This is a genomic window from Micrococcus sp. LASM2_SD2 (assembly GCF_057364565.1).
This window is the reverse complement of sequence record NZ_JBNFOB010000034.1, coordinates 1-13,157: the sequence shown is the minus strand read 5'-3', so window position 1 is coordinate 13,157 and position 13,157 is coordinate 1. Positions and strand designations below refer to the sequence as shown.

12 protein-coding genes and 2 pseudogenes are annotated in these 13,157 nt (G+C 70.7%); 5 read left to right on the top strand and 9 right to left on the bottom strand.

Annotation, left to right across the window (positions count from 1 at the left end; all coding sequences use genetic code 11):
- Positions 1-1,111: pseudogene (locus AC2W7A_RS03555) on the top strand (hypothetical protein); the annotation flags it as partial.
- A gap of 103 nt (positions 1,112-1,214) precedes the next feature.
- Here the strand turns inward: AC2W7A_RS03555 and AC2W7A_RS03550 are convergent.
- The 7 genes and pseudogenes from AC2W7A_RS03550 to paaA all read right to left on the bottom strand — a co-directional run bounded on the left by AC2W7A_RS03550 (position 1,215) and on the right by paaA (position 7,566).
- Complete coding sequence (locus AC2W7A_RS03550; RefSeq protein WP_485990151.1) at positions 1,215-2,594, bottom strand: MFS transporter; 1,380 nt, start codon at positions 2,592-2,594, stop codon at positions 1,215-1,217.
- A 281-nt stretch (positions 2,595-2,875) separates the two neighbouring features.
- A pseudogene (locus AC2W7A_RS03545) lies at positions 2,876-3,662 on the bottom strand (enoyl-CoA hydratase/isomerase family protein).
- Between the two features lie 94 nt (positions 3,663-3,756).
- Positions 3,757-4,926 carry a 1,2-phenylacetyl-CoA epoxidase subunit PaaE gene (paaE, locus tag AC2W7A_RS03540; protein WP_485990150.1) on the bottom strand — a complete coding sequence of 390 codons (1,170 nt, stop codon included), beginning with the start codon at positions 4,924-4,926 and terminating at the stop codon, positions 3,757-3,759.
- Positions 4,926-5,435 carry a 1,2-phenylacetyl-CoA epoxidase subunit PaaD gene (paaD, locus tag AC2W7A_RS03535; protein WP_485990149.1) on the bottom strand — a complete coding sequence of 170 codons (510 nt, stop codon included), beginning with the start codon at positions 5,433-5,435 and terminating at the stop codon, positions 4,926-4,928. The genes paaE and paaD overlap by 1 nt, the downstream gene beginning before the upstream one ends.
- Positions 5,429-6,262, bottom strand: coding sequence for a 1,2-phenylacetyl-CoA epoxidase subunit PaaC (paaC, locus tag AC2W7A_RS03530; RefSeq protein ID WP_485990148.1), 834 nt, complete (start codon positions 6,260-6,262; stop codon positions 5,429-5,431). Before paaC ends, paaD begins: the two co-directional genes overlap by 7 nt.
- Entirely contained in the window at positions 6,259-6,561 is a 303-nt protein-coding gene (gene paaB / locus AC2W7A_RS03525) for a 1,2-phenylacetyl-CoA epoxidase subunit PaaB (protein WP_485990147.1), read from the bottom strand. The genes paaC and paaB overlap by 4 nt, the downstream gene beginning before the upstream one ends.
- A gap of 3 nt (positions 6,562-6,564) precedes the next feature.
- A complete protein-coding gene (paaA, locus tag AC2W7A_RS03520; RefSeq protein WP_485990145.1) occupies positions 6,565-7,566 on the bottom strand; it encodes a 1,2-phenylacetyl-CoA epoxidase subunit PaaA in 1,002 nt (333 codons plus the stop codon).
- Positions 7,567-7,838: 272 nt separating this feature from the next.
- On the opposite strand from paaA, the gene AC2W7A_RS03515 reads away from it, so the two are divergent.
- The 3 genes from AC2W7A_RS03515 to AC2W7A_RS03505 are packed head-to-tail and all read left to right on the top strand — an operon-like array spanning position 7,839 to position 9,981.
- Positions 7,839-8,240, top strand: coding sequence for a hypothetical protein (locus AC2W7A_RS03515; RefSeq protein WP_485990144.1), 402 nt, complete (start codon positions 7,839-7,841; stop codon positions 8,238-8,240).
- Positions 8,237-8,959, top strand: coding sequence for a hypothetical protein (locus AC2W7A_RS03510; RefSeq protein ID WP_485990143.1), 723 nt, complete (start codon positions 8,237-8,239; stop codon positions 8,957-8,959). The genes AC2W7A_RS03515 and AC2W7A_RS03510 overlap by 4 nt, the downstream gene beginning before the upstream one ends.
- A gap of 50 nt (positions 8,960-9,009) precedes the next feature.
- The gene (locus AC2W7A_RS03505; RefSeq protein ID WP_485990142.1) at positions 9,010-9,981 is read left to right on the top strand and encodes a hypothetical protein; all 972 of its coding nucleotides are present in this window, start codon (positions 9,010-9,012) and stop codon (positions 9,979-9,981) included.
- 16 nt (positions 9,982-9,997) lie between these two features.
- On the opposite strand, the gene AC2W7A_RS03500 is transcribed toward AC2W7A_RS03505, so the two are convergent.
- Both AC2W7A_RS03500 and AC2W7A_RS03495 read right to left on the bottom strand, forming a co-directional pair.
- Complete coding sequence (locus AC2W7A_RS03500; protein ID WP_485990141.1) at positions 9,998-10,423, bottom strand: phage holin family protein; 426 nt, start codon at positions 10,421-10,423, stop codon at positions 9,998-10,000.
- A 184-nt stretch (positions 10,424-10,607) separates the two neighbouring features.
- Positions 10,608-12,509 carry an FAD-binding monooxygenase gene (locus AC2W7A_RS03495; RefSeq protein WP_485990140.1) on the bottom strand — a complete coding sequence of 634 codons (1,902 nt, stop codon included), beginning with the start codon at positions 12,507-12,509 and terminating at the stop codon, positions 10,608-10,610.
- 164 nt (positions 12,510-12,673) lie between these two features.
- Here AC2W7A_RS03495 and AC2W7A_RS03490 point away from each other — a divergent pair.
- A partial coding sequence (locus tag AC2W7A_RS03490) for an IclR family transcriptional regulator (protein WP_485990139.1) occupies positions 12,674-13,157 on the top strand: 484 nt, incomplete at its 3' end.

The window sequence follows — 13,157 nt, the reverse complement described above, 5'->3', positions numbered from 1 at the left end:
ACCACGGTCGCCGGCACCGCCGGGATCCCCGACGACGGCCGCTTCCGTTTTCGCAGGGGAACGTCGCCTGGTCGGCGCCCTCGCCTCCGTGCTCCTGGCCGGTGCGGCGGCTGCACCGCTGGCGGCCCAGGCCACCGCCGAGCCGGACTGGTACCTGCAGGGGGACGAGGAGGTCCGCGAGGTCTCGGTGGACGGGGCGGAGCTGCTCCCGGCCTCGGACGTGGAGCTCACCGCCGAGGAGATCCGCCGCCGCGTGGACCCGGCGCTGACGGAGTCCTTCGACGTGACGGTGGCGGTGCGCCGGGCCGAGGAGTACGTGACCCGGGACCCGGAGGCCACGGACACCCAGTACAGCCGCACGGTCACCCTGGAGAGTGCGCTGGAGGGCAACGAGAGGCTCATCGGCGAGTTCCCGGAGCTCACGGACGAGGCTGTGGGGGAGCTGAAGCCGAACGCCGTGATCATCCCCGTGATGGTCTGGTCGGACGGCCGCGGGGGCGTGATGCCGGCGCTCACCGGCCACGTCTACGAGGGCACCAAGTCCTGGCTGGGCTCCTACAGCTTCGAGCGCGCCACCACGCCGCTCTGGGGCGTCTCGGACGGGAGCATGACGGCCGCCGCGGTGTCCTTCGAGATCGAGGACGTGGCGCGCGGCATCCAGTCCAACCGGACCTACGAGGCGGATCTGTCCTTCCTCCCGCTGTGGGCGGTGCTCACGGCCAGCGGCACCGCGATGCTGCTGGCCGTCGGCGGCATCCTGGAGGCGCTGGCCGGCACGGCGTTGGGGCTTCGGGGCCACGGTCGCACCGGCCGGGCCCTGCGGCAGGCCGCGGTCGGCTCGAGCAGCTCATGCTCGGCCGGGACGAGCGGGAGATCTCCGCCGTGGCGATCCTCGGTGCGGGTCCGGCCGGCTCCGCGCAGGAGGCCGGGCAGCGGCTCTACGAGTCCGCGCTGGTCACCGCCTGGCGTGAGGCGGAGGCGCTGGCCTCGCTGCCGGCCGGATCGCAGCGCCGCCCGGAGATCGTCCGCCGTGCCGAGGCCCTGCGGGACCGGGTGGAGGACCTTGCCCGGCAGGACGGAGACGTGCGCCGCCGCGCCGAGCGCTTCCTGAAGGACTCCCGCTGACGCACGGGGACGACGACGGCCCCCTCACCGTCGCGAAGGTGAGGGGGCTGTCGTCGGGGTGTCACCGGGGGCGGTGACGGGGCAGCCGATCAGCGGTGCTTCTCGGACTCGCGGATCTCGGCGACGGGGTCCTCGCCGATCTCGTCGCGGTGGTCGTGCAGGTTGCGGTCCTGGATGCCCTTCGGGACGAAGCAGACGGCTGCGAAGGAGATCAGGCCCAGGACGGCGATGTACACGCCGATCAGGTACGGGTTGCCGGTGCGCTGCAGGATGAGCGCGGAGATCATCGGGGCGAAGGCGCCGCCGATGATGGAGCCCAGCGCGTAGCCGATGGAGATGCCGGAGAAGCGGACCTTCGCCGGGAACATCTCCGCGTACATCGCGGACTGCGGACCGTAGGACGGGCCCAGGCCGATGGTCAGGATGAAGATCGCCAGGGCGAACAGCGGCAGCGAGGCGGTGTTCAGCAGGGACCACATGGGGATGGCCCAGACGATCACGATGCCGTAGCCGATCATGAAGGTCAGCTTGCGGCCGATCTTGTCCGAGATCCAGCCGCCGAGCAGGGTGAAGACCAGCCAGCCGAAGCCGCCGATCAGGGATGCGGCGAGGGTCTCGGTGCGCTCCATGCCCAGGGCGCTGACGCCGTAGCCGTTGAAGTAGGCGATGACGAGGTAGCCGGCCGCGTTGTTGGCGGCGAAGATCAGGGCGGCCAGGACGACCCACTTGGAGTGGCCGCGGAACAGGTCGCCGAGCGGGGCCGACTCCTTCTTCTTCAGCTGCTGCATCTCCTTGAACACCGGGGACTCCTCGCAGGCCTTGCGGATGAAGTGGCCCACGATGATCAGGATGAAGGAGAAGAGGAACGGGATGCGCCAGCCCCAGGACATGAACGTCTCGTCGTCCATGAAGGTGGAGATGCCGAAGATCATGATGGTCGCCAGGATCATGCCCAGCGGAACGCCGATCTGCGGGTAGGCGCCGAAGAGGCCGCGCTTGCCGCGCGGGGCGTGCTCCACGGACATCAGGGCCGCGCCGCCCCACTCGCCGCCGGCGGAGAAGCCCTGCAGCAGGCGGAAGAGGATCAGCAGGATCGGGGCCCAAACGCCGATCTGTGCGTAGGTCGGCAGCAGGCCGATGAGGACGGTGGCCGCGCCCATGCCGATCAGGGTGAACACGAGGACGACCTTGCGGCCGAACTTGTCTCCCACGTGGCCGGCGACGATCGCGCCGAGCGGGCGGACCAGGAAGGAGATGCCGAGGGAGGCCCAGGAGGCGATCTGCTGGCCGGCCTCGCCCATGGGGGCGAAGAACAGCGTGCCGAGCACGAGGCCGGCGGCCTGGGCGTAGATGAAGAAGTCGTACCACTCGATGGTGGTGCCGACGAGCGTGCCGGCGAGGACCTTGCGCTCCTCACGGCGGCGCTCCGGCGTGACGGGTCCGTGTGCGTCGGTGTAGGTGGTGCTCATGTGGACTCCAGGAAGGAAGACGGTGCGAGGACGTTGAGTGTCCGACCCGCCGTGGCGGCGAGGCCTCCGAGTGCTCTGAGGGGAACCGACCGTTCGGTCGGGAACTCGGTGGCGCCACTCTATCGGAGAGTCGTGAGCCGCGTCACGTAGAAGTCGTGGATCCATCCGAATCGTGAGACAGGTCACCTTCAGCTGTCGCTCAGTGAGGGGACGACGACGGCGCCGTCACCGTCGACAGGTGACGGCGCCGTCGTCGGGAGGCGGGCTGCCGGAGGCGCGGGTCAGCCGCGGCCGGTGAACTCCGGCTTCCGCTTCTGTTGGAAGGCCTTGAAGCCCTCGGAGTAGTCGGCGGTGCCGCAGAGGTCGCCCTGGGCGACGTTCTCCGCGTCCAGGGACTCCCAGAGGCCCACGCGGTGGTCGCGGATCTGGGCGACGAGCTCCTTGGAGGCCGTGAACGCCAGGGTGGCGCCGGAGGCGACCTGGGCGACCTTGGCGCGGGTGAACTCGAGCAGCTCGTCCGCGGGCACGGAGCGGGAGAACAGGCCGGCCTGGACCGCCTCGGCACCGGAGATCAGCTCCGCGGTGTAGATCAGGTCCAGGGTGCGGTGGGCGCCCAGGCGCTCGGTGAACAGCCAGTGGCCGCCGGAGTCCAGGGTGGCGCCGAGGTTGGCGAACGGGGAGCCGATCTTGGCGTTCTCGGCCACGTAGACCACGTCCGTGGCGATCGCCAGGCCCAGGCCCACACCCAGGCAGGCGCCCTGCACGGCGGCGAAGGTCGGCACGGGGAGCTCGGCCATGGCGCGCAGCACCGGGGTGACCTTGTCCTGCAGGTACGCGGTGGCGTCGTCGTCGGCCGGGGTGACGTTCGAGATGTCCCGGCCGGCGCAGAAGCCGCGGCCCTCGCCGCGCAACAGCAGGGGCGCGGACCTCGCCGCGCTCGGCCGCGGCGGCCACGTCCGCGTAGGCCTGGCCGAGCTCTGCGAGGGAGGCCTCGTCCAGGGAGTTCATCTTCTGCGGGGCGTTCAGGACGACTTCGGCGACGCCGTCGGCGATGGTCAGCTCGATCATGACTGCTCCTTCGTGTCGGTCAGGAGGGCGGGGGAGGGGCGGATGCGCGACCGCCCGCGGCCGGGGTGCCGGACGCGGGCGGTGCGCTTGCGGATCAGGCGTCGTAGTCGACCGTGATGGAGTCCGAGGTCGGGCGGGTCTGGCAGGTGAGCACGTAGCCGTTCTCCACCTCGTCCTTCTCCAGCGCGTAGTTTTCGTCCATCTCGTAGGTGCCGTCGGTGACCTTGGCGCGGCAGGTGCCGCACACGCCGCCGGCACAGGCGAACGGGACGTCGGCACGCACGCGCAGGGCGGCGTTGAGCAGCGTCTCGTGCGAGGACTTCGGCGACTCGACCTTGCCGGACAGGCCGTCCAGGTTGAACTCGATGGTGAAGTTGTCACCGGACGGGTCAGCCTCGACCACGCGGCCGGACTGGCCCTCCGGGTTCTCCGGGCGGCCGGTGGTGAACAGCTCGAAGCGGACCTTGTCCTCGGCCACGCCGCGCTTGGCGAGCGAGTCGCGGACCAGCTGCACCAGCTCGAACGGGCCGCAGAGGAACCACTCGTCCGTGCCGTCCACGTCGATGACGCGGTCCAGGATGGTCTCGAGCTTCTCGGCGTCGATGCGGCCGGAGAGCAGCGGGGAGACGCGCTGCTCGCGGGACAGCACGTGGCTCACGGTGAAGCGGGCCGGGTACTTGTCCTTCAGGTCGCCGATCTCCTCGGCGAACATGACGTCCATGGCGGAGCGGTTGGCGAACACCAGGTCGAAGCGGGCGGAGTCCGAAGCGGACAGCACGGCCTTGGCGATCGACATGATCGGGGTGATGCCGGAGCCGGCCGCGAAGGCCACCAGGTGGGTGTTCCTGTTCTCCGCCACCTTCTCCGCGGCGAGCTCCTCGGCGTTGTTCATCGAGGTGATGTGGGTGCGGGACGTGAAGGCGCCCTGCGGGTTCATCACGTCGATCTTCTCGCCGACCTCGAGGGCCTCGTTGGCCCAGGTGGAGAACTTGCCGCCGAGGTCCTTCTTGATGGCCACGCGGACCTCGCCGCGGCGGGGCACGGCGCAGATCGAGTAGGAGCGGCGGATCTCGGAGCCGTCGATCTCCTTGCGGAGCGCGACGTACTGGCCGGGGACGTAGTCGTAGTCGTCGGCGAGCTCCTCGGGGACCGTGAAGGTGACCTCCACGGAGTCCGAGGTGAGCTTGCGCAGCTCGGTCACCTCGAGGGTGTTGAACGCGGCACGGCGCTTGCGGCCGGTGGGGGCGTCGGTGGTCTCGGTCATCAGTGCACCTTGAAGTAGTCGAAGGGTTCGAGGCACTCGTTGCAGGTGTAGAGCGCCTTGCAGGAGGTGGACCCGAAGCGGGTGATCTCGCGCGTGTCGAGCGAGTGGCAGCGAGGGCACTTGACGGCCAGGCCGAGGCGCACCGGACCGTCGGTGGTCCGGGCGGCGGGCGGGGCGATCCCGTACTCGCTGAGCTTGGCCTTGCCCTCGTCGGTCATCCAGTCCGTGGTCCACGCGGGCTGGAGCACCAGGCGGACCTCCGCGTCGTCGTGGCCGGCTCGAGACAGGGCCTGCTTGACGTCCGTGGTGATGGTCTCCATGGCGGGGCAGCCGGAGTAGGTCGGGGTGATCACGACGACGGCGCGACCGTCCTCCGCCCGTGCCTCCCGGAGGATCCCCAGGTCAGCGATGGACAGCACGGGGATCTCCGGGTCGTGCACGGTGGCGGCGGCGTCCCAGACCTTCGCGTCGGCGGGGTCGGCGGGACGGAGCTCGGCGGCTTTCACCACTGGGCCTCCGGGTACCGACGCGCGAGCACCTGCATCTCTGCCAGGATGTAGCCGCGCCACTCCGAGGTGGCACCGGAGCGGTCCAGGCCGCGGGCGGTCGGGGCCGTGGGGACCTGGAGGCCGGCCTCGGTGATGGCGCGCTCGATGCGCTCCATGGTCGGCTCCTTCAGGGAGGACGGCAGGACGGCGATGCCCTGGCCGGCGAGCTCGGCGGTGTTCTCGTCGTCGTAGAACAGCTCGCCGATGTACGGCCACAGCTCGTCCAGGCCGGCCTGCATGCGGCGGGCGGACTCCTCGGTGCCCAGGCCGAGGCGGTTCAGCCACTCGGCGGCGTGGTCCTGGTGGTACAGGACCTCCTTGAGCGCCTTGTTCGCGATGGCAGCGAGGGTCTCGTCCGTCGAGTCCACGAGGCGGGTGTACAGCTCGTAGGCGTAGAAGGAGAAGTACAGCTGGCGCGCGATCGTCTTGGCGAAGTCGCCGTTCTCGGCCTCCACGAGGCGGGCGGACCGGAAGTCCTCCTCGTCGCGCAGATAGGCGAGCTGGTCCTCGGTCTTGCCCCACGCGGTGCCCGCGTAGGTCAGGAGGAAGCGGGCGTGGCCCACGAGGTCCAGCGCGATGTTGCCGAGGGCGATGTCCTCCTCGAGCTCCGGGGCGCGGGAGATCCACCAGGACAGACGCTGGCCGAGCATGAGCGAGTCGTCGCCGAGCTGCAGCGCGTAGTTCGCCACGGCCTCCGAGGCCTTGGCGCCGGACTCGGCAATCTCCTCGGCGGTGATGGCCACACCGGCGGACTGCTTGGTGGCCGAGTCGTTGGTCGCGAAGCTCACAGGTGCGGCACCCCCTCGGACTGCTGGTAGTAGGTGGCGTGGCGGTAGGACTTGCCCTGGGCGGACTCGAAGAAGCCGCCCTTGGAGTCCGGGTCGGAGGCCGCGATGGCCTCGGCCGGGACCACCCACACGGAGGTGCCCTCGTTGCGGCGGGTGTACAGGTCACGCGCGTTGCGCAGGGCCATGGTGGCGTCCGGGGCGTGCAGCGAGCCGGCGTGCACGTGGGACAGGCCGCGCGAGGCGCGGACGAAGACCTCCCAGAGCGGCCAGGCGTTCGAGGCGGAAGTGTTCTCGGTCATGGATCAGGCTCCGATCAGCTGGGTGTCGGCCGGCGCGTTCTGCTCGGCCTGGCGGCGGGCGTAGGCGGCGGCGGCCTCGCGGACCCAGGCGCCGTCCTCGTGCGCCTGGACGCGGCGGGCCATGCGCTGGACGTTCATGGGGCCGCCACCCTTGATGACGGACATGAACTCGTCCCAGTCGAGCTCGCCGAAGTCGTAGTGGCCGCGCTCCTCGTTCCACTTCAGGTCCGGGTCCGGCAGGGTCAGGCCGAGGGCCTCGACCTGCGGGACGATCATGTCCACGAAGCGCTGGCGCAGCTCGTCGTTGGAGAAGCGCTTGACCTTCCACTCCATCGACTGCTTGGAGTTCGGGGAGTCGTCGTCCGGCGGGCCGAACATCTGCAGGGCCGGGCCGTAGAAGCGGTTCACGGCGTCCTGGGCCATCTGCTTCTGCTCCGGGGTGCCGTGGGACAGGGAGTAGAGGATCTCCCAGCCCTGGCGCTGGTGGAAGGACTCCTCCTTGCAGATGCGGACCATCGCGCGGCCGTACGGGCCGTAGGAGGCGCGGCAGAGCGGCACCTGGTTGCAGATGGCGGCACCGTCCACGAGCCAGCCGATGGCGCCCATGTCCGCCCAGGTGCGGGCCGGGTAGTTGAAGATCGAGGAGTACTTCGCCTTGCCCTGGAGCAGCTGGTCGTTCAGCACGTCGCGCGGGGTGCCGAGGGTCTCGGCGGCGGAGTACAGGTACAGGCCGTGGCCGGCCTCGTCCTGGACCTTGGCCATGAGGATCGCCTTGCGCTTCAGGGAGGGGGCGCGGGTGATCCAGTTGGCCTCCGGCTGCATGCCGATGATCTCGGAGTGCGCGTGCTGGGAGACCTGGCGGGTCAGGGACTTGCGGTAGGCGGCGGGCATCCAGTCGCGGGGCTCGATGCGGGAGTCCTCGGCGATCAGACGATCGAAGTTCTCCTGACCGGCGGCGTCCTCCTCGGACGCGACGGCGGCCAGAGTGGTGGTGTTCTCTGCCATGGGTGTCACCTCATTGCTTGCGGCGTGTTCTCGCGGGCGGCGTCGGTCGGCGTCGCCTGCGCGGAATCGGGCGCGGACAATTACTGACCGTTCGTTCAGGATAGGGCGTCCCAGGGGCGTGGTCAATACGTCCGGTGCCGCCAGTTCCGGCGTCCTGCCGGGGCCCTTTCCGGTCCGTCCCGTCCTCCACAGGCACCCGGTCCCCGGCCGCTGTCCACAGATCCCGACGACGGCCGCGCACCCGGGTGCGCCGCTCGCCTAGCTTCGGGGGCATGGTGACGAATGCGATGACGTGCGCGGCAGGCCAGACCGGGGTGCTCGGCTGGCTGGCGGGGGAGAGCTCCGGGGTGAGCGGGCGGCGCCGGGCCGCGGACTCCGCGGTCGAACACCTCGAGTGGCTGCTCGGGCGGCTCAGGGGGCAGCGCCAGGACTGGGAGGACCGGTTGCGGCACCTGTCCTGGGCCGAGGACGTGCGGTGGGTCTCAGACGCGGCGCGGGGCTACCTGCGGCAGGTGGCGGACATGAAGGCCCGTGGGAACAGGACGCTGGACCTGCTGGACGAGGCCGAGACGTCCCTGGCCGCCGCCGTGGCACAGGCCCGTGCCGTCCAGGCGGAGGCGATCCGCGAGCAGGAGCTGCTGGACCAGGCGGGGAAGGCGGTGGGCTGCGGATGAGCGGCGGACAGGACACGGGGATCGCGCGGGTCGCCGGCGGGCCGACGTCCGTCATGGCGGACCTGGACGACCTGGAGCACGCCTGCGTGGGGTTGGAGCGGCTCGAACCGGCCCTGGAGTCCCTCCGGCTTCCGCTGCGCGGGTGGGCCGAGGAGCTGCCGGCCCACGCCGAGGTCGCGCCGGCGGTCACGGCCGCGGCAGGGCGCCTGCGGGAGCTGGAGGTCAACGCCGTGAAGGTGCAGGAGATCGCCCGGACCACGGCCACCTCGGTGCGGATGTCCGTGGACCGCTACCGGGCGGCCGAACGGGGCGCCCGGCACGCGGTGGAGCGCGCCCAGTATGCGGCGGGGGAGGCTCTCGACCATGTCTGGGCGGAGGGCCAGGACGGCTTCAGCGTGGACGAGGCGGAGTGGCTCGTGCGCAACTCGTTGAACTCGATCGCCGAGTCCGGCTTGGCCACGGCGGTCACGGCCGGCCTCTTCGGCGGGGCGATGAAGCTGCCCGGCATCGCCCGTCACCGGGAGCTCTTCGACGCCAAGGCCTCTGCGCGCGCGCGAAGTCTGCGGATCCGGAGGGGAAGGACGGAAGATCACGTGCGAGCAAGCTGGCCGCCAAGGGGCGCACCCTCGGTGCGAAGCAGCCGCTGGCGGACCCGGCCGCCGCACTGGCGGGCTGGGTCATGGACGGCCCGGTGGGCGACGCCTATGACGAGGTCGTGAACTGGGAGAATGCGACAGGAACCCTGGCAGAAGCCCTGACAGTCGTTGCGATGGATCAGCCCGTCGACGTCGTGGGAGAGGTCGAACAGGTCTCGGGCGGACCGAGTCGGCTCGACGGCGGTGTCGGCGATCTCATGGCGTTGCAGGACCAGGCCTCCGGCGCGGGTCCGGGACGGATCGCCGTCACGCAGGTCCGGGCCGCGGACGGCCGGGACACGTACATCGTGGCGATTCCGGGGACGCAGGCCAGCGTGCCGTTGGAGGAGAGGCACCGGGTGGGGGCGGACGGCCTGGAATACATGAACTTCATCGACGTGTGGGGGATCGCGGACGCCGTGGGCCGGCGGTCGGAGCGCACGGGGGAGGCGGTGGCCCAGGCCCTTGCGGAGGCAGGCGTGCCCGACGGCGCCCGCATTGTGCCCGCCGGCCACTCACAGGGCGGGCTGCATGCGGTGAACCTGCTGTCCCACGAGAGCCTGGCGGAACGGTACGAGATGGCCGGCGCCTACACCTACGGTGCACCTGCGGCGAACCTGTGGACGCCCGAGGGCACACCCGTGCTGCACCTGGAGGACGAGCACGACCTGACCGCGGCGGCGGACGGCGGTCCCAACCCGGCCACCGTGGACCGGGTGACCGTGACGCTGTCCTCCACGCCGACCGTCACCACGGAGGAGTTCCAGCAGTACGTGGAGCATCTCGGGCGACTTCGCGCGGACCGGGACCTCGCCGCCGTTCAGGACGGGTACGAGGCCGCCCAGGAGTTGCCTGCACACCTCGGGGATGTGCCGGAGCGCCTGATGCAGCACCATCACCTGAGCTCGTACCGCGACCTGGTGGAGGCGCAGGAGGCGCGTGGACCGGAGGCCTGGGGTGCGGCGGCGGGCACGGTGGCCACCCTGGGGCGGATGACCCAGGGGCGAGTCGTCGCGCAGAAGACGGTCGCTCTGGGACGCAGAGAACCGCAGCTCATGCAACAGGAACGACGCCACCGGCCCCAGCAGTGGCCCTACGACAGGTGAGTCCTGCCCTCAGGCGTCAGCGCCGCACCTGCCGGTCCCTCGCCGGTGCGATCCGGTTGGTGAGCATGGACATCAGCAGGGACACCACGGACACGATCACGGCGGCGAACACGGCGGTGAAGAAGAACCGGTCGATGTGCAGCTGCGCGGGCAGGAAGGAGGACAGCCAGGAGGTCACGGCCAGCATCGCGGCATTGACGATCACGGTGAACAGCCCCAGGGTCAGGCAGGTCAGCGGCAGGGACAGGAACGCCACGATCGGCCGGATCACCGCGTTCACCGCACCGAAGAGCAGGCCCAGCACGGCGTAGGCGAGGACGGTGTTCGCGGTGGGGTCGTCGAACGGGCGGAGGGTGGCGGTGACGTCCATGCCGTCCAGCAGCCAGACGGCCGCCCACAGCGCCACGGCGTTCACCAGCAGGTTCAGGAGGAAGCGGATCATGCCACCACTGTCCCAGGCGCGGATGAACACGGGGTGAGTGGCCTGGCCGGTCGGCACGCCGTCCCACCCCGGTGCCGTCCGCGCGGCGAGGACAGACGGCGGCGCGCCACCTTGCCGAGGTGACGGCGCCGCCGTCGGGGAGGTCCCGGCAGAGCTGCGCCCGAGCGGGTCAGGCGCGGACCGGTCAGGCGCGGTCCAGCAGGACCCCCTCGAAGAACTCGTTGGCCTTCTGCGGGGCGTCCAGCGGCAGGATCGCCGAGACGTAGTGGTCCGGGCGGACGATCACCACCGCGCCGTCGCGGGAGATGCCGCGGACGTCGAAGATGTCCGGGCCGTGCGAGGGCAGGCAGGTGGCGAAGATGTTGTTCAGGTCGTACAGGCCCAGGGAGCCGGAGGTCGGCTTGAACAGGGCCGGCACGTCCGGGTGCGCGAACTCGGCCTGCTTCTGCTGGTAGACCACCTTGATGTCGAACACGGTGTCCTGCGGGGCGTCGGCCGGGGTGCAGCGGTTGCGGAAGGAGTTCGGGTCCTGTTCGATCGCCTTCGCCCAGGCGGCGACCTTCGAGTCCACGGCGGTCGGGGCGGCGGCGTCGGCGAAGACGTACACGCGCCAGCGGCCGTCGGCCTTGTGCAGGTGGCCCAGGTGCTTGGTGTTGGTGTCGCAGGAGCGCTCCACCAGCTCGGAGCGGAAGCGCTTGCCGATCGGGTAGCCGGTGGCCAGCTCCTGGTTGCCCTCCCAGGCCAGCATGGACGGCTTGTACTCGGTCATGAAGCCGGCCGGGAACTCGGCGGTCTTGGTGTAGAACTCCGCCACCTCGTTCGGATCGCCGAGCTCGTCGATCGGCTTCGCCATGAGCGTGGACCACTCCTTGTCGAAGTCGATCAGGTTCTTGGCGATGTCCTTGCGCTCCTCCGAGTAGGTGGCCACCAGCTCGCGCGGGGCCTGGCCGGAGAGCACCTGGCCGAGCTTCCAGGCCAGGTTCCAGCCGTCCTGCATGGACACGTTCATGCCCTGGCCGGCCTTCGCCGAGTGGGTGTGGCAGGCGTCGCCGAGCAGGAACACGGTGGGCTCGCCCACGCGCTCGCGGTTGTCGAAGCCGGAGGTCAGGCGGTGGCCGACCTCGTAGATGGAGCTCCAGGCCACGTCCTTCACCTCGAGGGTGTAGGGGTGCAGGATCGCCTGGGCGCGCTTGATGACCTCCTCGAGCGGGGTCTTGCGGATCCCGCCGTTGTCCCCCTCCGGCACCACGCCGAGGTCCACGTACAGGCGGAACAGGTGGCCGCCCTCACGGGGGATCAGCAGGATCGAGCCGTTCTTGGAGTGGATGGCGCACTTGGTGCGGATGTCCGGGAAGTCGGTGACGGCCAAGGTGTCCATCACGCCCCAGGCGTGGTTGGCGGCGTCGCCGGACAAGGAGTGGCCGATCGCCTTGCGCACGCCGGAGCGGGCGCCGTCCGCGCCGACCACGTACTTGCAGCGGACCTGCCGGGTCTCGCCGTCGGCGACCTCGTTGCCCTCGGCGTCGCCGGTGCGGCGCAGGGTCACGGTCACGGGGTACTCGCCCTCGCCGGAGTCGTCCAGGGATTCGAAGGACCAGCCGAAGTCCGGCTCCATGCGGGTGGGGGCGTTCCTCATGTACTCGGCGTAGTAGTCCAGGATGCGGGCCTGGTTCACGATCAGGTGCGGGAACTCGGACACGCCCTCGGCGTCGTCCTCCGCGAGGGAGGTGCGCACGATGTTCTCCGGGTTCTCCGGGTCCGGGTTCCAGAAGGCCATGTAGGTGAGGTCGAAGGCCTCGTCGATGATCTCGTTGGCGAAGCCGAAGGCCTGGAAGGTCTCCACGGAGCGGGCCTGGATGCCGTCCGCCTGGCCGATCTCCAGGCGGTGCGGGCGGCGGTCCACGATGCGGGTGGTGACGTCCGGGAACATCGCCAGCTGCGCGGCGGTGATCATGCCTGCCGGGCCGGCGCCCACGATCAGGACGTCCATCTCGTCCGGAAGCTCCGCCGGACGGTCCAGGCCGACGCCGGCGGCGGCGTACTGGCGGGGGTTGGTGGAGACGTAGCCGTGGTGGTGGAAGAGCATCCGTGGTCCTTTCGCGCGGGCCGCGGGGAGTCGGGGCACCTCGGTGGCGTTCGCTGCCTTGTGTTCGCATAGAGAACACGCTGTTCTCATAGAGAACGTTCTGTGCGAGACTGTACGCCAGGCGTGAGCCACTTCACAAGGGTTTCGAGGAGGAGGAGCCGCCCATGGCACCCCGCAGCACCACGACGACGGCACCCGCCCCCGGCGCGCGCGGCGCCTCCTCGTCCGCCTCCTCCCAGACGCTCGACCGCGGCATCCGGGTGCTGGAGATCGTCACGGACGCCCACCGGCCGCCGAGCATCGCCGAGATCGCCGCCGAGCTCGGCGTGCACCGCTCGATCGTCTACCGGATCCTGCGCACGCTCGAGGACCACGGCCTCGTCCGCCGAGACGCCGCCGGACGCGTCCACGGCGCCCCCGGCCTGGCCGTGCTGGCCCGCCGGGTGGAGCAGGACCTGCAGGCCGCAGCCCTGCCGGAGCTGTCCGCGATCTCCGCGGACCTGGGCATGAGCGCCTTCGTGGCCGTGTGGGACGGGCAGGACTGCACCACCCTGGTCACCGTGGAGCCGCCGCGCGGCAACCTCGTCACCCAGCGGCCCGGCACCCGCCACCCGCTCGGTCGCGGCGCCCCGGGCCTGGCCATCGCCG

Bases quoted from the DNA above. Each gene is read 5' to 3' on its own strand.
- AC2W7A_RS03550 (WP_485990151.1), bottom strand. From the start codon at position 2,594: ATGAGCACCACCTACACCGACGCACACGGACCCGTCACGCCGGAGCGC.
- paaE (WP_485990150.1), bottom strand. From the start codon at position 4,926: ATGACCGAGACCACCGACGCCCCCACCGGCCGCAAGCGCCGTGCCGCG.
- paaB (WP_485990147.1), bottom strand. From the start codon at position 6,561: ATGACCGAGAACACTTCCGCCTCGAACGCCTGGCCGCTCTGGGAGGTC.
- paaA (WP_485990145.1), bottom strand. From the start codon at position 7,566: ATGGCAGAGAACACCACCACTCTGGCCGCCGTCGCGTCCGAGGAGGAC.
- AC2W7A_RS03515 (WP_485990144.1), top strand. From the start codon at position 7,839: ATGGTGACGAATGCGATGACGTGCGCGGCAGGCCAGACCGGGGTGCTC.
- AC2W7A_RS03510 (WP_485990143.1), top strand. From the start codon at position 8,237: ATGAGCGGCGGACAGGACACGGGGATCGCGCGGGTCGCCGGCGGGCCG.
- AC2W7A_RS03505 (WP_485990142.1), top strand. From the start codon at position 9,010: ATGGATCAGCCCGTCGACGTCGTGGGAGAGGTCGAACAGGTCTCGGGC.
- AC2W7A_RS03500 (WP_485990141.1), bottom strand. From the start codon at position 10,423: ATGATCCGCTTCCTCCTGAACCTGCTGGTGAACGCCGTGGCGCTGTGG.
- AC2W7A_RS03495 (WP_485990140.1), bottom strand. From the start codon at position 12,509: ATGCTCTTCCACCACCACGGCTACGTCTCCACCAACCCCCGCCAGTAC.